This window comes from Candidatus Nitrosopelagicus brevis, assembly GCF_000812185.1.
GTDB classification, from domain to species: Archaea; Thermoproteota; Nitrososphaeria; order Nitrososphaerales; family Nitrosopumilaceae; genus Nitrosopelagicus; species Nitrosopelagicus brevis.
In genome coordinates, this window is record NZ_CP007026.1 from 431,228 (window position 1) to 454,823 (window position 23,596).

Consider the following 23,596-nt stretch of genomic DNA (forward strand, 5'->3'; position numbering starts at 1 on the left):
AAATTACCACTTCTTCTTACTGTCGCGACCTTGTCTTCCATATGATGCTCGTGCACTACTTCTTCTTTTGTATTGGTCTCTAGCTGGACCGTCTCTACTTCTACCACCACCATAACTTGGTCTACTTCTACCACCATAACTTGGTCTACTTCTACCACCATAACTTGGTCTACGTCCATAACCTGAACGCATTGGTTGTGCAATACGTCGTCCTACATCTCGTTTTAGTGGATCTGGGATGTGAACCTCAATTCCCATTTTTTTATTCAAATCTGTTAAATCTGATTTAATTTGTTTTTTAATGATTTTCCAATCTGCAATTGATGAGTATGACACTAAAGTGATTGCTCTTCCTTTAGCTCCTGCTCTAGCCGTACGCCCAATTCTATGGAAATAGACCATATCTTGGTTTGGAACATCATAATTTACTACTAATCCTACTTTAGGAACATCTATTCCTCTTGCTGCAACATCTGTTGCTACTAATACATCTGCCTGATTTTTTCTAAATTTCATCATAGAGTATTCACGTTTATTTTGTGACATGTCTCCTTCAATTGCAACCACTTTGTATCTGGATTTTTGTAAATCTCGTGCAACATTTCTTGTTCTAATTTTTGTTGAACAAAATACTATTACTTGACCTCTATTTTGATTAATAAAATCTGTAAGGTACTTGTGTTTCTCTCTGTCTTTGATTACTAAAAATGACTGATCAATCCCTTCTCCACTCAAATCATCTGAATCAATTAGAATATTTTTTGGATTATTTAGATACTTGTCAGAAAGTCTGAGAATTTCTGGTGGCATTGTTGCTGAAAATAAAGATGTAATTCTATTTGCAGGAACTTTTTGTAAGACATATTCTATGTCTTCAATAAAACCCATGTCTAACATGACATCTGCTTCATCTAATACTACGTGTTTGATATCATCTGTTCGGATTGAACCATTATCCAAATGATCAATTAATCTTCCAGGTGTAGCAACTACTATCTCTGGTTTTCTACGTAGTGCATCTAATTGGACTCCGATTCCTTGTCCGCCGTAAACAGTCACCACTTTGATTTTAGTATACTTTCCAACTTTCTTTATTTCTTCTGTAATCTGCATTGCTAATTCTCTTGTAGGTGCAATGACTAGTCCTTGAATTCCTCCTCCATGTAAGATATTTTGTAACATTGGTATTCCAAATGTAGCTGTTTTTCCTGTTCCAGTATGTGCTTGACCTATTACATCAGTTCCTCGTAATAGTACTGGTATGGCTTCTGCTTGAATTGGAAAAGGTGTGGTAAAACCGAGCTCTTTGACGGATCTCATTATGTCTTCATTTATTTCTAGTTCTTCGAATGTTTTCATTTTTTTTTCTGTCTAAAGCAATGACAGAAAAAGCGAACCTAATCCGTCATTATTTTCTAATCACACTCGATTCGGTCGTCTAATAAACCCATGCTTATAATTAATTGATTCCTATGGTGAATAGTGTAATTGTAAAATCCTGTCAAATTGTTTATAACCTATTTTTGGTTAAACATGCTATGGATGAAAAAAAGAAAAATGACATGGATAACCAAATTGAGGCTGAAAATGCAGATGTCTCATGTAGTTCCTGTCCTATTGATTCCGTCGCTCAAAAAATCATGAGTTTATTCAGGCGTAAATAACACACTCTTGGAGACAATGCAAGGTTTTTTAGTTAAATTTCTCTCTAAAAATTAATGGTTGATGCAAAGAAAATTGGAGTTGCTGGCGCTGCTATAGTGTTGGTTACATTAGTTGCAGTTTTTGCTACCTCATACATGGCTGATTTTGAAACTGCAAGAACTCCAAACACCGAAGATGAAACTAAACCTCTTCATCTAAAAGATGCACCTGTATTAGGATCTAAAGATGCAACTATAACAATTGTAGAAGTCGGTGATTATCAATGTCATATGTGTAAGCTTTGGTTTGAAGAAACACGTCCACAAATAATTAAAAATTATGTTGAAACTGGAAAAGCAAATCTTGTTTTTATTGACATGCCTTTCTTAGGACGTGACTCTACTCCTGCATCTGAAGCAACTTATTGTGCTGATGATCAAGGAAAATATTGGGAATACCATTCAATGCTTTTCACATATCAAGAAGATGAAATAGATGGTGGTTGGGCAAACGCAAATAGATTACAAGCTTTTGCATTAAACCTGGGATTAGATATGGAACAATTCGATAAATGTATGATAACTGATGATCATAGGGCTCACGTTAATTTTAACATGCAAATGGCAAAAAAAGAATTTGGTGCAAATAGTACTCCTACATTTGTAATAGTCGGTCCAACTGGTGAGGCCCAAAAAATTGTTGGCGCACACCCATACTCTACATTTGTAAGTGTACTAGATCAAATGCTCTAAATGAACAACACTTTTGGAATTATTTATTCAAATCCGTCATACATTTTAATTTTAATTGGAATATTTTTTCTACTTTTCATACCGTTAATTATAATCTCAGAATTTTTATTCTTCGAACCATTTCTTGTATTTTCTATATATCCTGAAACTACGTTAAGCTTTTCTCTGATCGTAACATTGTCGTTATTCTCTGCATTTGCGGTATCGATGAACATCTATCGAGTTAAACTAATCAAAGAAACCAAAAAAATAGGTTCTAGTATTATTGGAACTATAATTGGAGCATCTGCAGGTGCATGTTCATGTGGACCAATTGCATTTTCAATTATTACCACCTTTGGGACAGCTGGAAGTATTGCCAGTTCATTTCTAACAGTTTACGAAGTTCCAATCCGACTAACTTCTATTGGAATTCTTGTAATAGTAATTTTTGTAACAACAAAGTCACTTTCACGTGAGTGTAAAGTGAAATCCTAACTTAGTTCAATTTTGTTGATGTAAAAAGACAATTTTTTACAACCCACTAAAATTACTTTAAAAATCGTAATACCCTAGCATGTCACGATTCTTCGTACCAACTCGACCAGCAAAACGAGCATATGATGCTGACGAGTTAGATGAGACAGACGATCAATAATAGAAGTTTCTTCTATATTTTTAAAAATGAATTATTTGGTACCTCTAACTCTTCAAACATTTCTGGGTGCAAAATTTTTGCCAAGATCTCTATACCAGTTATCACTCTGATACTTGGTTTACTAAAAAAAGAATTTGCATCAACTGCAAAAACCTTTCTTTCCTTGACCGCTTTCAATTGACTCCATCTTGGATCATTTTTTAAATTTTTTTCATACTCTGAAACTGTTCTTTGAACATCAAAACCACATGGCATCAGAATCAATATGTCAGGATCCTCTTTTTCAATCTCTTCAATTTCCATTTTTCTTGAATGTTCGCCGGTTTTTGTAATCATATTTACGCCTCCTGAAATTTCAACCATTTCTGGAACCCAATGTCCAGATGTAAAAAATGGATTTAGCCACTCTATTCCCAAAACTTTGGGTCTGCTTGAAATTTTTACATTTCTTATTTCTTCAATTCTAGAATTCAGTGAATTAACAATTTCATTTCCTCGTTTTACTTCATCAATTTTTTCAGCAATATCCTCTACACATTTTAAAATTCCTTGAATATCATGAGGACTCATTGAATAAATCTCTGGTTTTTCATCTAGAATTTCAATTGCATTTTTTACTTGATTTGTATATGCTGAACATACCTCACAAATCTCTTGTGAAATAATTAGATCTGGTCTTGCATTTGAAACATTTTGTGCAACTAATTTGTAAATGTCCTCTCCTTTTTCTGAGAGATCACAAATTTTTTTATCAATTTCTAAGCTTGACATATTCTCTGGTTCAAAAACACTCTCAATCACTTTTGGTTTATTTGTAGCATCACTAGGATAATTACACTCGTGAGTAACTCCAAATAATTTTTCTTGAGCACCTAATTCATAAATTAACTCTGTCGCACTAGGTAAAAATGAAATAATTCGTTTCTTCTGCATTTGAAATTATGTTATCAAAGTTCTCTTTAAGTTTGTGTCAATATTTGACTAGATGAATTATTTATTATTCATAATTTTCTTAAAAATACATGTCTAGAACTGGTTCTGATATTAGAAAAGGAATTGAACAAAATTGGCATGAATATCTTTCAAAATATGCTAACCTCTTTTCTTCTAATGAAATACAAGGCTCTAGCCCACCATCTGTTTTTGTAGGCTCGTATGGATACCCAAAAGTTGGGATTGGACCCATGTTACCTCCAATTCATGGCGATACCACTCTTTTAGATACGCCTGAAAAATGGCTTGGCAAAAGTCTTGAGGAAATTGTGAATTATCGATTAAATCTTGTGCGTGGAGTACAAAAAACTGGAATTGAAGAAACCACAGGTCGCTTCATAGAAAGTCTTCATGAACTTGCGATGTCATCAGGTTCTATTGATTCTGAAATTAAATTTATAAAAAATCCGACACCTATTCCATCAATCGATGGTCAAAATGCACCTTTTGGTCCTCTTGGAGAAATTAAAACTGCAAAATTTTCTCCAAACTCTTCTATAAAATCAATAGAAAATGCATACTATGATACTGATTTAAAAGCTGAAGATGCAGTAATGAAACTATATAATTCTGGAATTGAAATATCCAAAATTCAAAAATGTTTCAGTATTGGAATGTTTGGGAAAAATAGAAAATTAGTTCCAACAAAATGGAGTATTACTGCAACAGATCAAATAATATCTAATGATTTAATGCATGATATACTTGAATTTGATATAATTGATCGATATGAAGTCTTTAGATTTGATCATCTCGGAAATTTATTTTCAGTAATATTATTTCCTCATAGATGGATTTTTGAAATGCAAGAAGCATGGCATGATAAAAATTCTATAGGATTTGGAAGTGATTATGAAACTGCAAAAGGAATTGATCATCCTCCATCTATTGCAGGTGCATACTTTGCAGGTAAATTAGCAGTAACAGAATATCTTCAAAAAATAAAAAAACAATCTGGTGTTATGATATTTAGAGAAATTCAACCTCAATATGCTGTACCTGTTGGTGTTTGGCAAGTACGTGAAGGAGTTAGAGAAGCAATGAAAAATAATCCTCAAGAAGTGAATTCATTAAATGAGGCAATCGCTCTTGCAACAAAACGTATGAGTATTAGTAAAAATGAATGGCTTGCTCACGGGGATATGCTCAAACTCATAGCTCAAACAAGTATGTCTGATTTTTTCTAATATTTGCATATTTATTGAGAGTATACAACCAACACTCAATGGAAAACAAAGGTGTCATGATAGCAATTTTGCTCGTTTTATCTCCAATTCTATTCACAATGGCGATATATCCTGATAGCTTTAGTCTTAGCTGGAATCAAGGTCGAGGTGGATTTCTTTTTGCAGCAGCATTCATTGCCGCAGAATTAATTGGTTTAAAATTTGTAATTCCAAAAAAGCGCTTCTTTTATTGTATACCGTTAATCGCACTAACTATCACATATTTTGTATCACTTCAATTTGGTGTAAGAGATTACATCATGAGTCTAGTTGATGTTTTTGGTGTTTTGGAATATTCTTGGGAGTGGTTGTTTGATTTCGCTGTAATGGCGATATTTGTTACTGCATCTCTTGCAATATTATTTGGCAGAAAATGGATTAGAATAGGACCTGCTGGACCAATATTTCTAGCTGGCAATGCAATAATTTTGGCATTAGATTCATTCTTTCCTTATGATACTCTTGGACCATTACAATACATTGTACCATATTTTGTACAAGCCAACGTTTGGGTAATTACCGTGCTTGATCTTGGTGTGGCTACTGCACGCGATAATCTAATGTTTCTTAACGGTGACTTTGGTCCTTTTGCGTTACAGGTATTCTGGCCATCTGCTGGAGTACACAGTATAATCATCTATTCACTTGTAATGATGGCATTTCTCATAAAAATGAGAATTCCTCGTAATCGTAAAATCATTTACTTTGTTATAGGTATCCTCGGAACAATCTTTGTCAATATGATTAGAATATTTTCATTATCTGTTTATGCATTGAAGGTTACTACTGATCCTGAAGCTTGGGAAGAATTCCATTCTGTAGCTGGAGAAATAATGTTCCTACCCTGGTTATTCATATTTCTGTTGGTAGTTACTGCAGTTGAAACAAAACGACTCAAAAAATTAGAATCTGAAAATGAATCTAAAAATAATTCGTAATACTACTTTGCCCTTCAACGTCTGAGAATTCTGAAATCCTAACTCCAATTCTTCTCACCAACATTACTTGTTCGGTTAATGCTTCTTCTAGTAATTGGTTTGCAACTTTCTTTAATTCCTCTTCACTATTTACTGGATTTTTTAACATTCTAGATTTAGTTTTTGTTGACAAATCTTCATTTACAAACTGAATCCCAATTGAACGATACATTTTGTTATCATTTATTGCCAATTTGTTTAATTGTGCACATAATTCATTCACATTTCCTTGTAAAAATTCTAATTCTTTAGAATTTTTCTTCAAAGTAACAATCTTACTAAATTGAATTGTTGGAGGTCTTTCTTTAACTATTTCAGTGTCTATTCCCTTAGCAGAATTGAAAATATATCCTCCAGTTTTCCTTCCAAACATCTTATTCAAATCAAAAACATCAATTTTTCTTAATTCTTCTATGATGTGAATATCCATCTGCGTAAATACATCCTCTGTTTTTTTACCTATGCCTGGAATTTCTCTAATTTTTAATGGTGACAAGAACTGTTCTACTTGTTCAGGTTTTACTGTTGTTAGTCCATCAGGTTTCTTAAAATCTGAAGCAATTTTTGAAAGCAATTTGTTTGGACTAATGCCTATTGAACATGTAAGTTTTAGACTATTTCTTATTTCATTTTTTAATTGCTGTGCTAGATGTTCTGCATTATCAAAACTCATTTCAGTTTTTTTTGTAACGTCAAGATATGCCTCATCTCTTCCAACATATTCAAACACATCTGCATATTTCTCAATTATTTCCATTCCCTTGGACGACATATCAGAATAGTAGTCAAAATCTGCTGGCAAAAATACTGCATCTTGCTCTTTCAATTTATTTTTTGCAAGCATTATTGGTATTCCTGATTTCACTCCAAATTTTCTTGCATTATAATTTGCAGTAGCTATTGCACCGCTATCCCCACCTCTGTCAGAAAAAATACACACTGCAACACATTTCCCTTTAATCTTAGAATTTCTAATCTCTTCGCATTGTGCATAAAAATAGTCAAAATCTATATGAAAAACAATTCTTTTTTCCATACCATATTTTAGAATTCAATTCTTATTACAATTACGTAATTTTATATCTTAACCTCAATTAAACATCTTAATGGATTCGCCAATTGAGGTAAATGATGATGGTGTTAAGGTTAATCCTGAAATCATGGAAAATGAAAAATTTTATCATTGTGTTTTCAAAGAAAAAGTAATCCTAGTCTTTAAAGATCATCAAGAATTTCTCAACTGTTTTGAAATAGAAGAAAAAGAGATAGTTGAGCAAATTAAATCTTCAAAAGATGAAGACGTACATTCTATACTGGAATCTTATATTGAAAAAGAGAAGCTTAAAAAACAATAAACTTGTCTTACTGTATTAATGAGTTCAAAATCTGATGCTTCTGACATTCTTGATGAAATACTAGAAGATTCAAAAAAACCTGAAGCACAACCTGAAGCACAACCTGAAGCACAACCTGAAGCACAACCTGAAGCACAACCTGAAGCACAACCTGAAGCACAACCTGAAGCACAACCTGAAGCACAACCTGAAACTAAGTCTGAAAAAAAACCATTTGTCCCTGAAGAAAAACCTACAAGAAAATTAATTTTGGTTGGTGTGAAACCTTTGGTCACATATGTGAATTCAACGTTAACTCAGTTATCGACCTTACCTACCGTTACGATAAAGGCAAGAGGTCAACGCATAACTCAGGCTGTAGATGTATCTCAATTCATTATGAAACGTATGCATTCCATCGGTTATCGAATATCTGATGTAAGAATATCATCAGATGCACTAGAATCTAGAGATGGAAAAACACGTAATGTTTCTACTATAGAGATTGACATATCAAAGTAATTTTTACAATTTTAATAGAAATTCTATTCCAAAATAGACTAAAACTACACTCAATCCAATTATGATGAACTTGAAATTTCTTTTTGAAAGATAATTCTTGGCTCTTGATGAAAAGGCTGCAATTGTAAATAACCATGCATAATCCATCCAAATATGAAATAAAAATAGAACAACAATTCCAAGAATTCCAAAAATTTGTATTGATTCTGAAATTAGTACTAAACCAATTGTTAACCACCAAACAATAAAAAATGGATTTAATGCACTGAGAAGAATTCCTGCCACGAACGGTCCTTGACCTGATTTTGTTTCTAAGCTAAATTTTTGTTTTGTAACTGCTCTTATTTGTAAAAATGCAAATCCAAATAGTCCTATTGCTCCTAATATTGTAATTGCAGTTCTAATTTCTGGAACATTTTCTATGGAAAAAAATCCTATTCCTAACAACAATATCAATGGAAATTCTACAATGGTATGACCTACCGCCATTTTTATTCCAGAAATTTTTCCTTCACGTAATCCATACATCACATTTGCTGCAAATAATGGACCTGGTGACATTACACCTGATGCAGAAATTACTATGACTAATCCTAAAAAACCAAATATCTCTTGCATGTTGAATTGAATATGCTCTAGATATTAACGATAGATGTGGTCGCCTAAATTTTTTGTATCTTGAGTTGCTTGTTGCAATTGTTCTTCAATAATTTTTGATTCATTTTCTAATTTTGTCATATTACAAGATATGCCTGGGATAATTTTAGAAAATGTTTCACACAAATTTGCAGTTGCTTTGAAATCTGGAATTTCTTTATTTGAACTAACTAGTAATACTATGACATCTTGACCACGTGACGCACCCTCATTCAACAATATTCCGGATATTCCTGGAATTGTTGCATGATCTACCATTGTAATCCCATTTTCAACAAGTTTTCCTCTTGCATTTCCCGTTGATGCAACTCCAAATACTTCTACATCATTTGATCCTTTGACTGTGATACTACTTACAATAGTTGAACATTTTTTCTCTTCTGCCCAATCTAACATCATTCTTGCAGCAGTTCGGTGCATTGTAACATCAAGTGTAAGAAATGATGAAAATATTCCAACTTTAAGATCTCTGTTTACAAATATTCTAGTTGCATAATTTGGCATACCATTTTTTATGACACTTATTGGTGGAAATTTTTCTGAATCGATATTTGCTTGTAACTCAAAATTAGACGTATTAATCAAAGATTCTGTAGCTATTGCACTTGTTATTCCAGATGATGGGAATCCATTAACTAATGTCCCTCCTTCCAAATCTACCGGTACGATCTCCTTGATTTCTATGTCTTTAGTCATATTATACTCCATACATTGCATGTAAAATAATTTGTTATTCTAGGAAAACTTTAAACTGTAAGTAATTCACAATTTGACGAATGCCTGAAAAAATTAAAGTCGCATTAGTTGGTTTAGGAAACTGTTTTTCTGGACTAATTCAAGGAATTGAATATTATTCAAAAAATCCTTCTCAAAAGGTTACTGGAATAATCCATGAAAATTTACGTGATTACACTATTCATGATATTGAATTTGTAGCTGGATTTGATGTTGGAGCAAATAAAGTTGGAAAACCAATCAATGATGCCATCTATGAATCACCAAATATGGTAAATTGGATTGACAAAAATGACATGCCTAAAGCTAATGGAAATGTCTATGAAAGTCCTGCACTTGATGGAGTTGGCATATGGGTTGAAAATAAGGTTAAACCAATCGAAAGTGGAAAATCTGAATCTGAATTACGAGAAGAAATTATCAAGGTTTTAGAAGAAACTGGAACTGAAATCATAGTATCATATCTACCTGTAGGCTCAGAAAAAGCAACACAATTCTGGGCTCAAGTATGCTTGGATACAAATACTGCATTTGTTAATTGCATGCCTGCATTCATTGCATCTGATAAAGAATGGGCACAAAAATTCACTGATAAAAACATCCCAATCATTGGTGATGACATTAAGGGTCAAGTTGGAGCAACTATTGTTCATAGAACACTTGCACGATTATGTGATGAGCGTGGAACGAAAATAGAAAAAACCTACCAGATTAACGTAGGCGGAAATACAGATTTTCTCAACATGAAGGAGCAAGAACGTCTTATTAGTAAAAAAATTTCAAAAACTGAAAGTGTTCAAAGTCAATTAACAGACAGATTAGATGATGATAATATCTATGTGGGTCCTTCAGACTTTATTCCATTCTTAGGAAATACAAAATTAATGTTCATGAGAATTGAAGGCAGGCAATGGGCAAATATTCCGTACAACATGGAGGTTCGTTTAGAAGTAGATGATAAGGCAAATTCTGCTGGAATAGTAATTGATGCTATTCGTCTTGCAAAAATTGCTCTTGATCGAGGCTTGGGCGGTCCAATTATTCCTGCTTCTGCATATCTCATGAAACATCCGATAGAACAAATGACTGATCCTGTAGCAAAAAGTAAAATCGAAGCCTTTGTGAAAGACGAATAACCTCTACAATCTACTTAGTAGCATTACAAAGTTTGTTTCCAAAGTCAACATTACTTGTTCACATTAATTATGCAAGTCTAAACATCATATTCTTTATTGGTTCATGTAAAAAAAGTTGAGATCTTTGGATTCAAATCATTTGGGTTCAAAAATACTATTGTAGATTTTGAACCTGGATTGGTATCAATCTCTGGTCCAAACGGTTCTGGTAAAAGTAACATCTTAGATGCAATTACTTTTGCACTGGGTGAAAATAGACCTAAAGTAATGCGTGCTCCAAATTTACGTGGACTCATGCATGATGTTGAAGGTGCAGCTAGACGTGGGCCTAAAATGGCAAGAACCAGTGTACATTTTGATAATTTAGATCGAAAGATTCCGGTTGATTCTGATATTGTTACAATTACAAGAGAAATGAATGATAAAGGCGACAATATCTATTATCTGAACAAGAAGAAGGTAATACGTTCAAAAATTCTTGATCTGATGGAAATTGCAAATGCAGGTCTAAATCAAATTAACAATGTCCAACAAGGAACTGTTACTCGAATTTCTGAAATGACATCAGAGGAAAAAAGAATTGTTATTGAAGATTTGATTGGTCTTTCTGCATTTGATGAAAAGAAAAAGGAAGCAGAAAAACAACTGACAGATGCTGATCATAAACTCGAAATTGCGATGGCTAAGATGGGTGAGGTAAAGAAACGAATTGATGAATTAGAGGAGGAACGAAATAAAAAACTTCGATATGATATACTTGAGCGTGAATTAAACCGTTATCGTGCAATATCTGCTGCAAGTAGTTTGAAATCAATACAATCTGAAAAAGTGTCAAAGGATAAGACCCTAAATTCATTAAATTCTGAAATAAAACATCTAGAAGAAGAACGGGCATCCATACGAAAAGATGCCTCTGAGATACGGGCTCAAAAAACTAAATTTATGGATGAAGTAAACGCATACAATAAATCCAAATCTGAAATTGAGACAAAATTAAGTATGCATCGACAAAAATTTGATGAGGCTGATAGTTTAATCAAAACAAGTACTAATCGTTTAACTGAAATTGATACAAATTTACCTAGTCATAAAATAGATCTTGATAATTTACAAATACAAAAATCATTTTCTGAATCACAAATTTCTTACTTTAAAACTGAAATAAATAATATTCGTGAAACTGAAAAATCATTTGATGAAAAAACAAAAAATCTTAGAATTCAAAAAACTGAAGCCATGAAAAAACAATCACAAGTTATTACACAAAAACGTGATGTTGATCAAAAAATTCAAAGATTGACTGATAAAATAACGGCAACAAAATTGGCTGTTGGTGAATTTGAATCTGCATCAACTAATGGAAAAGAAAAACTTTCTTCTAATCAAGAAAAATTCAATTCTCTTGTAAATAGTCTTGATACTTTAGAGCAACAAAAAATAAAACTAGAACGTATTATTGAAAACCATAAACATTCTATTTCTGAAATTAATTTACGAATTAAAAAATTTACTGATGACAAAAAAAGATCTGAACATGACATACATGAATTATCTGAATTAATTGATGCATCATCAAAAGGTGCAAACAAATATGAAACTAAAATTAAATTTGCAAAAGGAATAATGCATGAAGATTATTCAATATCTAAACTCAAACATAGCACACAAGACTTGGGAATAGAAGGTTTAGTTTATGAGATACTCTCTTGGGATAAAAAATATGAGCGTGCATCTCTTGCAGTTTGCTCAAATTGGATTAAAGCTGTAGTTGTAAAAGACTTTGAATCTCTTATTTCTCTTGCAGAATTTGTTACAGATAAAAAATTGCCAAAACTCAAAATCATACCGTTGGAATCTATACCTCAAGTGAAAATTGAATGTCCAAAACAAACTGGTGTTTTGGGAATATTATCTGATTATGTAAAATGTGAAAATAAATTCTCATCACTCAAAAACTTCCTCTTTGGAAATGTTGTATTAGTTGAATCACGAAATATTGCAATCAACTTATCAAAATCTGGTTTCAAAACAATTACTCTATCTGGAGAATATTTTGAAGCAAAAACAACATCTGTTGTAATTGACAATAACTCAAAAATCTCAAAATTAACCAAAATTATCAACATGAGTGATTCTGTTGAAGGTCTTCAGCAAATGATTTCTGCACTTAGACTAACAGTCACAAAAAAGAAAAATCGTGCCAAAAAACTCGATTTACTAGTAAACAATTATGAAAAAAGATTGTCTTTGTCTGAAGTAGGAATGAATACTACCTCAAACAGTCTTTCTGAACTAAAATCTCGAATTTCTCAAATTTCAAACAACAAAAAATCATTTGAAACAAGAATCAACCAATTAACTAGAACACAGGAAAGAATTTCACGAGAATTAACTAATCGTAAATCGCATTTAGAATCATTAGAATCTCAAATAAAACTTGTTAGAGATAATTACGCCGAACCTCAAATGGATAGAATTGCAAATGAGATAAAACTTGTAAATGAACAAATCTTAGAACAAGATAAAAAATTAGAACCAATTCAAAATGATTTGAAGAAAAAAGAGAGACATCTTGCTGAACTTATGGCACATGATACAAAAATTACTGGAGAGAGAAAAAATCTTCGACATACTGTATCTTCTATGGATCAAGAAAAATATCATTTAGAAGTTGACATACGTCGTTTAACTAAAGAAAAAGAAACAACTGAAACAGAACTTGTAACACTTCGTGACGATGAACAAAAACTTATCTCAACCTCTGGCACTTCTGTAGAACAAATGACAGAATTTGATAATAGCCTTGAAAGTCTGAACTCAAAAGAACGTGATTCCACAAAAGAAATTACTTTACGTGAACGTAATACTGATGCACTAAATAGAGATCTTACTGATCTACGTCAAAAAGAATCCAAAATCACCTCACTGCTTGCTACCTTTGGGTTCGATATTAGTATCGAAGTATTTGATGTTGAATCCACTATAACATCCCTTGAATCTGAACAAAATCGTATAAAGAATTCTCTAAATGCAGGTGCACCATTACAATATGTCGAAATTTCAAATGGATACAAATCCTCATCATCCAAAAAGAATATGCTTGAAAAAGAACGTAATACAATTGTTGCATTTATTGAATCCGTGGAAAAAGACAAGAGACAGACATTCCTTGACGCATTTGATACTGTTGACACTCAAGTTAAAGACGCATTTTCAAAAATGACTGGCGGAAGTGCTTGGTTAGAACTTGAAAATGAGGATGATATATTTAATTCTGGATTAAACTATCTAATTCAATTCCCTGGAAAACCAAAAAGGGAATCAACATCAATCAGTGGTGGTGAAAAAACTCTTGCTGCAACTGTCTTTGTACTTGCGCTCCAAAAACTTAACCCTTCACCGTTTTACATGTTTGATGAAGTTGATGCTCACCTTGATGCACCAAATGCTGAAAAATTATCCAACATAATCAAAGAAAGATCTGAAGGTAGTCAATTTATCATGGTTTCACTCAAAGATTCTGTTGTAGAAAAGGCACGGCTAATTTATGGTGTATTTCCAAAACATGGAGTATCTCATGTAATAAAATACAAAGACAAGAGACTCCTGTCTTCCCTAGAAACTTAACAATAGTTATTCTTTTGATAATTTTCTAATGTATGAAATTATTCCTGTATAATCGATATCTCCAAATCCTGCATCAGTAGCATCTGCGTAAATCTTTCTTGCAATCTTTGCCATTGGCAACTCTGCATCAAAGGATTCTGCTGCATCGTTGATTGTGTCCAAGTCTTTTTTGAGATTTGCGAGAGTAAACGTTGGTTTTACACTATCATTGATCATTTTGTGTGCCTTTCCTTCACTCATTCCTGTTTTGAAATAAGTAGAATTCAATACTTTGAGAAATATTTCTGGATCAAATCCTGCTTTTTTTGTCAATGTAATTCCTTCTGAAAGTGATAATGCCAACATTGCGATTTGTAAGTTCATTGCAAGTTTTATTGAATGCGCAGTTCCTGTATCTCCCAAGTAAATTGATTGGTCTGCTATAGATTCAAAAATGGTTTTGAATTTTTCAAAAACTTCTTTTTTACCTGATGCCATGATTACTAACTTGCCATTAATTGCAACATTTGGGCCTCCCATGACTGGTATTTCCATATAGTCTATGCCGTCTTCTGTAACTTTTTTTGAAATTTCTCTTGTTGAATTTGGATTTATTGTACTCATATCTGCTATACACATTCCCTCATGTCTACCTGCCAATATTCCACAATCTCCAAAAACTACATCCTTCACTGCATTTGCATCTTTTACCACCATTATTACCAACTCAGAATTTTCAGCAACATTTTTTGGAGAATCTACAACTAAAGCTCCTTTATTTTCAAGTTTTTCTGTTTTTTCTTTACTTCTATTAAAAACTGTTATTTTGTAACCTACATCAAGTAAGTGTAGCCCCACTGCTTCACCTAACATTCCTGTTCCAACAATTCCAATTTTCATCATCTTCTTTCCTCCTCAACTAATTCCCAATCTCCTTTGCCAATTCTAGGTGCAGTAAATTTCAAATGACCTATTATCCTATCTCCTTTTCTAACCATTGCAAAATCTGCTTTTTTTGTACTGTAGATTTTTTCTTTGGCTTTGTATCCGCCTTCTATAACTTTGACTCTAAATTTTTTACTTGCTTTAACAATTAAACTTCTTGCAGTTTTTACATCTCCCATCCATGAAAACATTTCAAATGTACCAAAATTTTCCGTTTTTATCACATAATCGTACAATCTTGCTTCAAACTTCATCTTTTTTTTCTTAGCTTCTTCATTAAGCCATTGTACAAGCTCTTCACCTGAGCCTTCTTCTGAACCAAATGTTTCTGATTCTCTCATGCTTTACTACTAATTTCACTATACATGAAGTTATCTTGGAGGTCCCCATGTTTCTTCAATGACGGTTTTCTCATTTTCAGTATGAACAAAATACTTTTTCCCACATCTAAAACACTGCCACACAAATTTGTCTTCAATTTTTTTCTGGTATTGCATAGGTAACAAACAGGTTGTGCAGTCAAGTGATTCAGGCATTTCTGTGGAATCGATGATTGGTAATCCACTTTTCTTTTTTTCTTGCATTCAATTTAACTAGATTTTCAGTTATAGATATTTGCTCTGTATGAAAAATTGGATTTATGTTAAAATGAATTACTAGTAGCCTCTTGCAAATAGTGGTCTAATAGTACTCTGATCTGAACATTTTATGCATTTTGAACTTGTATCTTTTGCATCATTTGTTATTACTCTCACATCAGCGCTAGTTTCTTCTTTAATTTCTTCTTCACATTTTGGATTATCACAAATTGGTGCTTTAATCAGTCGTCCTTTTTCAAGTTCAGTCTTAAATTCATCATATGTGTTTACTTCGGAGGTTCTATCTTCTAGAATTTTCTTAGCATCTGAAAACATATCATTATGAATTTTATCTAATTCTGAAACTACTCTTTCTACAAGACCTGTGATTGCTTGATCATCTTTTTGACGATTATGTCTTCTAGCAAATGTTACCTGATTTTTTTCTAAATCTTTTGGACCAATCTCAATTCGTAATGGGATTCCTTTCATTTCCCATTCATTAAATTTGAAACCTGGTGTAAGTTGTTCTCTATTGTCCACTTGCACTCTAATTTTGGCATCTTTTAATTTCTCTTCAATTTCTTTTGAGATTTTTTCAATTTTTTCTTTATCCTCATCTGAATAATAAATTGGAATTATGATCACTTGAATTGGTGCAACTCTTGGAGGCAACACTAACCCTCTATCATCACCATGAACCATGATCATTCCACCAATCAGTCGCCATGAAACTCCCCATGATGTCTGCCATGCATAACTTTCAACATTTTCTTTATCAGCATATTTTAGTTCAAATGGTTTTGAAAAATTCTGTCCAAGGAAATGTGATGTTCCCATTTGTAGTGCTTTGCCATCAGGCATCAATGATTCCATTGTAAGAGTATAAACTGCACCTACAAACTTTTCTTTCTCTGATTTTTTTCCAGTAATTACTGGAATTGCTAATTCTTCTTCAACTGTTTTTTTATATAATTCTAAAATGTCTGTAACTTCTTTTTCAGCTTCTTCACTATTAACATGAACCGTATGTCCTTCTTGCCAAAGAAATTCTGATGTTCTCAAAAATGGTTTTGTTGCTTTAATTTCTGCTCTCAATGCTGTATTCCAAAAATTAATTTTTAAAGGCAAATCTCTCCAACTTCTAATCCATTTTGCAAATAATGTGTATGCTAAAGTTTCTGATGTTGGTCTTAATGCTAATCTATCGCCAAGCTCTCCGTCTCCTGATTTAGTTACCCAAAATACTTCTGGATTAAATCCTGCAAAATGATCTTTTTCTTTTGTTAAGAGTGATTCTGGAATTAAAGTTGGTAAAAATCCATTTCTATGACCTGTATCTGCAAATTTTTTATCAAGTGATGATTTCAGTGATTCCCAAATTGAATATCCGTCAGGTCTTAGAACAATCAGTCCTTTAACTGGAGCGTAATCTGCCAACTCTGATTTTATCACAGTTTGTGTATACCATTCGCTAAAATCTTCTGATTTTTTTACGGTTACTCCAATCTCTTTTCCCATTTGAAAAGACAAGAATTTTGTAATTATTTAGTCTTGTTTCTACATACTAAAACCTAGAATTATATTGAAAATATTGAATTATGAAGAATATGGCAAAACAGGATCTTCTTAGTATAGTTGAAAAAATTATTGCTCTAGATTCTCAAATGAGATTTGCATCTATAATTGATCTTAAAGGCAATATTGTTGAAGGAATTATGAAAACAGGTAAAAACTCACTTGAATCTCAACATCAGGAAGAACATTTTTGTAAACAGGTATCTCAAAGACGTAAAATGAGAAAAGAATTTGACCGTCCACTTGGAAAGGTAAGATATGTTCACGTTGAACGTGAAAAGGTAACTCAATTTGTTATTTACACTAGTCGAAAAACTATTTTCTTTACAATGGAACCTGAACTAACAATACAACGAAAAATGAAGATTGTTTCTCAAATTAAGAGAATAGCAGCTAATCTTTGAGTGAGTCGCCTTTACACAAGACATTTCCCATAACTCTGCTTTGAAAGTTTGAACAAACAAAACATTGAATGAAATGAATCTCATCTTTTAAGACTGGACATTCAACAAATTCTTGCTTCATTCTTTTTAGCATTTTTGGGCTAACTCCTTTCAGCTTCAATTTTCCTTTTTCATCCATCATTCCTCCTTCTTTGAGGATTGCTTTTACATCGTCTGGAAGTTTTTGTCGTCCTTCTCTTGTTTGAACTTTAACTTCGTATTTGTGTTCTAATTCGTCAACCATATCAAAAACTCCATGAGGGCTGATTTATTACTAGCTATTACAGATCGGATTGTCTTGTTTCAACTTTTATATGATGAACTTTTTTTGTCAAAATAGAAAATAATGCTAGCTATTTTTGATGTTGAAGGAGTATTGTATGACGCAGAATATCTGCCAATTCTAGCTGAAAAAGTTAACAAAGAAAAAGAGATTTGGGATATAACAAAAAAAGGTATTCAAGGTTCAATAAATTGGGAAGAAGGTCTAATCAAAAGAGTTGAACTTCTAAAGGGTATTGACTTTGAAACTTGTAAACAAGTTGCTGATTCTTTACCTATAATGACTGGTGCACGAGAAGCATGCCAAACTCTCAAGAATGCGGGATGGAAAGTAATGGCTGTTTCTGGAGGATTTACTATAATGACAGATAGACTAAAAGAAGAACTAAACCTTGATCATGTCTATACAAATGAATTGATATTCAAAGATGGAAAACTTGATGGTGTAAAAATTAATGTTGATTCAGATAAAGCAAAATCTGCTCGAGTTAAAATCGAAGAATGGAATGTTCCTAAAGACGAAATTGTAGTTATTGTTGATGGTGCTAATGACATAAAATTATTTGATATTTCTAATCTTGGAATTGCATATCGTGCACAAGATTTGGTAAAAGACCTTGCAACTACTACCCTTGAGGAAAAGGATCTTGCAAAAATCATTCCTATAATTAATGAGCATTATTCTATGCAATTGCCCATCCCTGTATCCTCATAAGATTGAAAAAACTCAATTATAGCAATTTTTTTCATTAATTGTTGACCTTACAAATAATTCCTATTCATTTTAAAAATGACGTTCAACCTACCGATGATCTAATTGATTTGTTATTGTCATCTTCTAAAACATCTCTTGAAAATGGAGATGTTTTGGTAATATCGCAAAAAATCATATCAAAACATGAGGGTAGAGTTGTAAATTTAGATTCTATTATTCCCTCTGAATTATCCATTGGTATTGCTTCGGCATATGATAAGGATCCAAAATTAGTTCAAGCCATTTTATCTGAATCTCAAAGAATTGTTAGAATGGAACATGGAGTAATTATTGTTCAAACTAATCATGGGTTTATTTGTGCAAATGCGGGAATTGATGAAAGTAATGTGGAAAATGGATATGCAACATTACTTCCAAAAGATTCTGATAAATCTGCTGATAATATACGATTAAAAATTTTACAACAAACTGGAAAAAAAGTTGCTGTAATAATTTCAGACACTTTTGGACGCCCTTTCAGAATGGGGCAAACTGATCATGCAATTGGTGTATCTGGAATTGATACCATTTTACATTATGAGGGAACCCCAGACACCTTTGGCAAAATCTTAAGAGTTACTGCAACTGCAATAGTTGATGAACTTTGTTCTGCAGCAGAGCTTGTAATGGGTAAAACCAAAAAATGTCCTGCTGCAATAATCAAAAATTTTGAATTTAAAGAAAATACTGGAAATATCAAGAGTATACTTCGTTCAGAAGAGGAAGATCTATTCAGATAATTAATAAAAAGTGAATTTTTATACAAAATGTTAGAAATGCTTAGAACTGAACTTCATTGTCACAATGTTTTCTCAAATGGCCATGTGGGTGATTTGGAACCACCTTTTGACTGCAACGTTACTGTCAACGAACAATTACAAAAAGCACTAGATTCAAAATTAGATGTACTATTTGTTACAAATCATAACACTCTGGATGGATTCAAACAAATGACTGATTACAAAAACAGCCATGAAAAGTTCTCCAATGTCAAAGTATATCCTGCTGTCGAAATAACTACTGACAAAGAGGCACATGTACTTGTTTATGGTTTACAAGAAGAAATCAAATCCTCTCAAAGTATTGATGAGATTCTTGATGCTGCAAAATCACAGGATGCTGTAACAATTGCTCCACATCCATTTAGTTTGATTGACGCCTTACGCGATGATTCATTAAAATGTGATTTGTTTGAGATTTTCAATAGCGCCAATATTGACATTTATTCAAACAAAAAAGCAGAAGTTTTTGCCAAAGAACATAATCTCTTAACTATAGCTGGAAGTGATTCTCATGTTGCATCTACAATTGGAAGATGCACCAATTTGATAAATTCTGAAAATAACCTAGATGATATACTATATGCAATGAAAAAAGGTAAAATCTCAATTGAAAAAATGGAATACGTAACGCGTCGTGAAGTATTAGAACATCTTCAGTATAAAATTGAAAATTCTAAAGAATACATAGATCAATATGTTAAGGAATTTTATCCAAAATACTTCCGCCTATTCAATTCCATGTACAAATTCTATATGTTTACTAAAAACTCATTTGTTTGGGATGTTGCATTCAAACTTGCCTTATTTGGATTAAGAAGAATTTCTTATAAAATTAATTTTGAAGGCTATGATCCTTATGCATTTAGAACTCGTGATATCCCGACGATTACTAAGATGGTCATCTAATTTCTAGATAATCTGAAAAGAATTAGATTTTAATATAGACATACTATATTTTTATTAGATAAAATGTCAGAACCAGAAAAAACATTAGATGTAAGAGGATTATACTGTCCTTCTCCTGCAATGCAAACTGTAGTTGAATTATCAAAAATGCAGGTTGGTCAAGTACTTCTTGTATTAGCAGATGATCCTGCTGCTGAAGATGACATCACAGATTTATGTAGAACTCGTGGTCATGAACTTGTACAATTGAATAAAAACGGTAGTGATCTGGAATTTACAATTAAAAAAATAAAATAATCTTATTTTTGTTCTGATAGATATTTGTCAACATCAATTGCAGACATACAACCAAATCCTGCTGCAGTAACTGCTTGTCTGTATCTGTGATCATGAACGTCTCCTGCAGTGAAAACTCCTTTTACACTTGTTTCTGTATTTTGTTTCTGAATGATGTATCCATTTTCATCCATCTCCAATTGATTTTTGAATAATTCTGTATTTGGTTCATGACCAATTGCTACAAAAACTCCTCCCATCTCCAGGGTTTTATTTTCCCCAGTTTTTGTGTCTTTTAGAATAATCTGTTGAACTTTTTGGTCACCTTTGATATCTTCAATAACGCTGTTCCAATGAACTTCGATATTCTCGTTGCTTAATGCACGATCTTGCATGATTTTACTTGCTCTAAATGCATCTCGTCTGTGAATGATGTGAACCTTTGATGCAAATTTTGTAAGAAATGTTGCTTCTTCCATACAAGTATCTCCTCCTCCGACAACTGCAATGTCTTGATTTCTGAAAAATGCACCATCACATGTTGCACAATATGAAACTCCTTTTCCGCTAAATGTTTGCTCACCTTCTATGCCAATTTTTCTTGGTGTGGCACCTGTACAAACTATTACGGCTTTTGCTTCATATTCTTCTGAACCTGTTAAAACCTTGAATGGTTTTGCACGGAAATCTACATTCACAACCACATCATCGATAATTGTGGTGTTCATTCGTTCTGCTTGTTTTCTCATTGTCAACATTAAATCTGGTCCCATAATTCCTTCATCAAATCCTGGATAATTTTCAACATCTGTTGTATTCATTAACTGACCGCCCGGCAAAAGCCCTGAAATTATTAGTGTATCATGTCTTGCTCTTGAACAATAAATTCCTGCAGTGTATCCTGCAGGTCCTGCACCAATTATAATTACATCATACGATGTCTTTGTTTTTTTTGGAAAATCTGGAGTCTTTGGTTCATCATTTGAACCTCTATCTTCCATAACTAGTGAACTATCATCTCCTGACATCATAATGATTTACTTTATGATTATAATTTAAATCAATTTAGATTTGCTAAGATCTCATTGTGTTTTTTACATAGTTTGTTTATTTCAAGTTGTGAGAATAAAAGATCCTTTTGCCAATGAGCGTTATTTAATCTACATTCAATATCTTCACAAAATGATTCTCCTGTTATATTGTAAAAAATGACTTGTAAGATGTAACCTTCCAAAACTTTGGTCAATCTTTTATCGTTATATTCTAAAAATTTGTCTTTGTATTTCTCTTTAGCAGACTCGATGTCTAACCCTTGTGTTCTTAACTTCATTACTTCAAAATAGTATTCTTTTGGCTTTGCCGGGGCTTCAATAATTCCGGTGGTAGAAATGATTGAAGGGTTTGCACAAATCACCGCTCTGGCATGATACCTTTTATCATTTTCATCAAATGTACATGTCAATCTATTTGTTAGAATGATGTGTAATACTTCGTTATCTTTATTGAGATATCTAAGAATTTTTTGTAATTCAAAACCATCATACATGAAAACTTCACTAATCTCTTGTGCATTTTCAACCTTGGTTGTGGAATTCATTACTGAAGAATCTCCGCACAACTTTTTTTCAAATTCAATTTCATCATCACTTGCCCCATACTCTGAAAATGGATTTTTAATATCTGTGATACGAATATTTGATAATTTTTTGATATCTTCAAGACTGAATTCTTTGAAAACATTATTTTTTATCTCAACTTTGATTGGAAATTTTTCTTCTAAAAACTCTGTTAATAATTCTGTATTAATTTCAGAAATTGCTGGTTCTTTGTATAATATGATTTTTTTTAAGTTCAAATAGATTATTTTGGAATTTGATTCTCAAATTCTTTAATCTTTTGATCAGTAACCTCTGCTGCTCTTTTTCCAGAGTATAACATTGAACCAAATGTTGGTCCCATTCTTGCTAATCCATGTGTCTCAGTTACTGACATTCCTGCAGCAACCAATCCTGGATATATCTCTCCTGTCTTGTGTACTACGTGTTCTTCGCCATCTTCTACCCACATTGGATTCATTCCTTTCCATTCCACTAGTTGTCTATCTACTAATCTTTTTACTGCAACTGAGTCGTGGCCTGATGCATCAATGATCATTTTTGCTTCCAATGCAACAGGATCTACACATGTAATGTTTCTTGGCAATGCTGAGACTGGCATCCAGTTAACAACGATTCCTGCAACTCTTCCATGTCTCATAACTAAATCGTCAAACTTTGTTAAATTCAAAAATTTTACTCCTGCATCACATGCTGCTCCAATTAATTTAGAAACTGCATGTGGTCCTGGTGTAAGATATAATCCCTCGCCAACTTTTTTGTATGGGATACCTAATTCATCCCAAATTTTTTGTGCTGGTGCACGTACTGTTACTGGATTCATCATGTAACCTCCAAGCCAATACCCTCCGCCTAGATAATTATTTTGTTCAATGACTAATACTTTGTAACCCATCAATGATAATTCTCTAGATGCGGTTAATCCTGCAGGTCCAGCTCCTATAATTATAATATCACTTTCTGCTCTATCTTGTAGCACATCGTAAAACTCTTTTGCAATTGCCCTTGTAATTTCTACTTCTTTTGCATCTGCAAAAATCTTATCTGGTCTTTGTTCATTTACTGATTCTTGCATGGATTTTTTCATTCTCAAACTCATTAATAGCTTTGGGTATTTTTATTGAAAATTAGGTAATACTAACACAAACCGGCAAAAATGTGTACTTTGTTTAGTTGATGTGTATAACTTACCCATATCAAAAACTTATAACTATACT

28 protein-coding genes are annotated in these 23,596 nt (G+C 32.7%); 14 read left to right on the forward strand and 14 right to left on the reverse strand.

The features are described from left to right. Window positions 1-3: 3 nt before the first annotated feature. Window positions 4-1,359, reverse strand: a complete 1,356-nt coding sequence (locus T478_RS02600; RefSeq protein WP_048104956.1) for a DEAD/DEAH box helicase — start codon at window positions 1,357-1,359, stop codon at window positions 4-6. Window positions 1,360-1,538: 179 nt separating this feature from the next. On the opposite strand from T478_RS02600, the gene T478_RS07865 reads away from it, so the two are divergent. Next, window positions 1,539-1,664 (forward strand): hypothetical protein, encoded by a 126-nt coding sequence (locus T478_RS07865; protein WP_256378803.1) that lies wholly within the window; start codon window positions 1,539-1,541, stop codon window positions 1,662-1,664. Window positions 1,665-1,718: 54 nt separating this feature from the next. Continuing rightward, a complete protein-coding gene (locus T478_RS02610; protein ID WP_048104960.1) occupies window positions 1,719-2,396 on the forward strand; it encodes a DsbA family protein in 678 nt (225 codons plus the stop codon). 23 nt (window positions 2,397-2,419) lie between these two features. On the opposite strand, the gene T478_RS07340 is transcribed toward T478_RS02610, so the two are convergent. Further along, window positions 2,420-2,611, reverse strand: a complete 192-nt coding sequence (locus tag T478_RS07340; protein WP_052433848.1) for a hypothetical protein — start codon at window positions 2,609-2,611, stop codon at window positions 2,420-2,422. Between T478_RS07340 and T478_RS07345 the strand changes: the two genes are divergently transcribed. Next, the gene (locus T478_RS07345) at window positions 2,604-2,873 is read left to right on the forward strand and encodes a hypothetical protein (protein WP_052433849.1); all 270 of its coding nucleotides are present in this window, start codon (window positions 2,604-2,606) and stop codon (window positions 2,871-2,873) included. The two genes, T478_RS07340 and T478_RS07345, sit on opposite strands and share 8 nt — an antisense overlap. A 172-nt stretch (window positions 2,874-3,045) precedes the next feature. On the opposite strand, the gene T478_RS02620 is transcribed toward T478_RS07345, so the two are convergent. Continuing rightward, entirely contained in the window at window positions 3,046-3,966 is a 921-nt protein-coding gene (locus T478_RS02620) for a BtuF-related (seleno)protein (protein WP_048104963.1), read from the reverse strand. Between the two features lie 89 nt (window positions 3,967-4,055). On the opposite strand from T478_RS02620, the gene T478_RS02625 reads away from it, so the two are divergent. Both T478_RS02625 and artG read left to right on the forward strand, forming a co-directional pair. Continuing rightward, window positions 4,056-5,213: an Nre family DNA repair protein gene (locus T478_RS02625; protein WP_048104965.1), complete on the forward strand. Its 1,158-nt coding sequence runs from the start codon at window positions 4,056-4,058 to the stop codon at window positions 5,211-5,213. Window positions 5,214-5,251: 38 nt separating this feature from the next. After that, the gene (artG, locus tag T478_RS02630) at window positions 5,252-6,190 is read left to right on the forward strand and encodes a thaumarchaeosortase (protein WP_048104967.1); all 939 of its coding nucleotides are present in this window, start codon (window positions 5,252-5,254) and stop codon (window positions 6,188-6,190) included. Here artG and dinB read toward each other — a convergent pair. Then, entirely contained in the window at window positions 6,174-7,265 is a 1,092-nt protein-coding gene (gene dinB / locus T478_RS02635) for a DNA polymerase IV (RefSeq protein ID WP_048104969.1), read from the reverse strand. The genes artG and dinB overlap by 17 nt on opposite strands. A 70-nt stretch (window positions 7,266-7,335) precedes the next feature. On the opposite strand from dinB, the gene T478_RS02640 reads away from it, so the two are divergent. Together T478_RS02640 and T478_RS07435 are read left to right on the forward strand one after the other, a co-directional pair. Beyond that, window positions 7,336-7,584 carry a hypothetical protein gene (locus T478_RS02640; RefSeq protein ID WP_048104971.1) on the forward strand — a complete coding sequence of 83 codons (249 nt, stop codon included), beginning with the start codon at window positions 7,336-7,338 and terminating at the stop codon, window positions 7,582-7,584. Between the two features lie 18 nt (window positions 7,585-7,602). Continuing rightward, the gene (locus tag T478_RS07435) at window positions 7,603-8,085 is read left to right on the forward strand and encodes a hypothetical protein (RefSeq protein ID WP_048104973.1); all 483 of its coding nucleotides are present in this window, start codon (window positions 7,603-7,605) and stop codon (window positions 8,083-8,085) included. Between the two features lie 3 nt (window positions 8,086-8,088). Here the strand turns inward: T478_RS07435 and T478_RS02650 are convergent, their stop codons facing one another. Continuing rightward, complete coding sequence (locus tag T478_RS02650; protein ID WP_048104974.1) at window positions 8,089-8,703, reverse strand: LysE family transporter; 615 nt, start codon at window positions 8,701-8,703, stop codon at window positions 8,089-8,091. A gap of 24 nt (window positions 8,704-8,727) precedes the next feature. Next, window positions 8,728-9,438: a proteasome assembly chaperone family protein gene (locus tag T478_RS02655; RefSeq protein ID WP_048104976.1), complete on the reverse strand. Its 711-nt coding sequence runs from the start codon at window positions 9,436-9,438 to the stop codon at window positions 8,728-8,730. 80 nt (window positions 9,439-9,518) lie between these two features. Here T478_RS02655 and T478_RS02660 point away from each other — a divergent pair, with 80 nt between their 5' ends. Together T478_RS02660 and T478_RS02665 are read left to right on the forward strand one after the other, a co-directional pair. Continuing rightward, window positions 9,519-10,613 carry an inositol-3-phosphate synthase gene (locus T478_RS02660; RefSeq protein ID WP_048104978.1) on the forward strand — a complete coding sequence of 365 codons (1,095 nt, stop codon included), beginning with the start codon at window positions 9,519-9,521 and terminating at the stop codon, window positions 10,611-10,613. A gap of 96 nt (window positions 10,614-10,709) precedes the next feature. After that, window positions 10,710-14,240, forward strand: coding sequence for a chromosome segregation SMC family protein (locus T478_RS02665; protein ID WP_048104980.1), 3,531 nt, complete (start codon window positions 10,710-10,712; stop codon window positions 14,238-14,240). A gap of 6 nt (window positions 14,241-14,246) precedes the next feature. On the opposite strand, the gene T478_RS02670 is transcribed toward T478_RS02665, so the two are convergent. The 4 genes from T478_RS02670 to proS all read right to left on the reverse strand — a co-directional run bounded on the left by T478_RS02670 (window position 14,247) and on the right by proS (window position 17,263). Then, window positions 14,247-15,122 carry an NAD(P)-dependent oxidoreductase gene (locus T478_RS02670; RefSeq protein WP_048104982.1) on the reverse strand — a complete coding sequence of 292 codons (876 nt, stop codon included), beginning with the start codon at window positions 15,120-15,122 and terminating at the stop codon, window positions 14,247-14,249. After that, a complete protein-coding gene (locus T478_RS02675) occupies window positions 15,119-15,505 on the reverse strand; it encodes a hypothetical protein (protein WP_048104984.1) in 387 nt (128 codons plus the stop codon). Before T478_RS02675 ends, T478_RS02670 begins: the two co-directional genes overlap by 4 nt. Window positions 15,506-15,535: 30 nt before the next feature. Further along, on the reverse strand, window positions 15,536-15,748 hold the full coding sequence (locus T478_RS02680; protein ID WP_048104986.1) for a hypothetical protein: 213 nt from the start codon (window positions 15,746-15,748) through the stop codon (window positions 15,536-15,538). Between the two features lie 72 nt (window positions 15,749-15,820). Beyond that, a complete protein-coding gene (gene proS / locus T478_RS02685) occupies window positions 15,821-17,263 on the reverse strand; it encodes a proline--tRNA ligase (protein WP_048104988.1) in 1,443 nt (480 codons plus the stop codon). An 80-nt stretch (window positions 17,264-17,343) separates the two neighbouring features. Here proS and T478_RS02690 point away from each other — a divergent pair, with 80 nt between their 5' ends. Then, on the forward strand, window positions 17,344-17,724 hold the full coding sequence (locus tag T478_RS02690) for a DUF6659 family protein (protein ID WP_425320013.1): 381 nt from the start codon (window positions 17,344-17,346) through the stop codon (window positions 17,722-17,724). Here the strand turns inward: T478_RS02690 and T478_RS02695 are convergent. Beyond that, window positions 17,714-18,007 (reverse strand): hypothetical protein, encoded by a 294-nt coding sequence (locus tag T478_RS02695; protein ID WP_048104990.1) that lies wholly within the window; start codon window positions 18,005-18,007, stop codon window positions 17,714-17,716. The genes T478_RS02690 and T478_RS02695 overlap by 11 nt on opposite strands. Window positions 18,008-18,109: 102 nt before the next feature. On the opposite strand from T478_RS02695, the gene serB reads away from it, so the two are divergent. The 4 genes from serB (at window position 18,110) to T478_RS02715 (ending at window position 20,784) form a co-directional block, all read left to right on the forward strand. After that, window positions 18,110-18,760, forward strand: a complete 651-nt coding sequence (serB, locus tag T478_RS02700) for a phosphoserine phosphatase SerB (RefSeq protein WP_048104992.1) — start codon at window positions 18,110-18,112, stop codon at window positions 18,758-18,760. A 41-nt stretch (window positions 18,761-18,801) separates the two neighbouring features. Next, complete coding sequence (gene cofE / locus T478_RS02705) at window positions 18,802-19,539, forward strand: coenzyme F420-0:L-glutamate ligase (protein ID WP_048104994.1); 738 nt, start codon at window positions 18,802-18,804, stop codon at window positions 19,537-19,539. Window positions 19,540-19,566: 27 nt separating this feature from the next. Next, window positions 19,567-20,487, forward strand: a complete 921-nt coding sequence (locus tag T478_RS02710; protein ID WP_177313235.1) for a PHP-associated domain-containing protein — start codon at window positions 19,567-19,569, stop codon at window positions 20,485-20,487. 63 nt (window positions 20,488-20,550) lie between these two features. Then, window positions 20,551-20,784, forward strand: a complete 234-nt coding sequence (locus T478_RS02715) for a sulfurtransferase TusA family protein (protein WP_048104997.1) — start codon at window positions 20,551-20,553, stop codon at window positions 20,782-20,784. Window positions 20,785-20,786: 2 nt separating this feature from the next. On the opposite strand, the gene trxB is transcribed toward T478_RS02715, so the two are convergent. From trxB to T478_RS02730, 3 genes are read right to left on the reverse strand one after another with little or no spacing between them, the layout of a single operon-like run. Further along, the gene (gene trxB, locus T478_RS02720) at window positions 20,787-21,794 is read right to left on the reverse strand and encodes a thioredoxin-disulfide reductase (RefSeq protein WP_048105002.1); all 1,008 of its coding nucleotides are present in this window, start codon (window positions 21,792-21,794) and stop codon (window positions 20,787-20,789) included. A 29-nt stretch (window positions 21,795-21,823) separates the two neighbouring features. Continuing rightward, on the reverse strand, window positions 21,824-22,618 hold the full coding sequence (locus T478_RS02725; protein ID WP_048105003.1) for a DUF6775 family putative metallopeptidase: 795 nt from the start codon (window positions 22,616-22,618) through the stop codon (window positions 21,824-21,826). 5 nt (window positions 22,619-22,623) lie between these two features. Then, window positions 22,624-23,454 carry a sulfide-dependent adenosine diphosphate thiazole synthase gene (locus tag T478_RS02730; RefSeq protein ID WP_048106821.1) on the reverse strand — a complete coding sequence of 277 codons (831 nt, stop codon included), beginning with the start codon at window positions 23,452-23,454 and terminating at the stop codon, window positions 22,624-22,626. Between the last annotated feature and the right edge of the window lie 142 nt (window positions 23,455-23,596).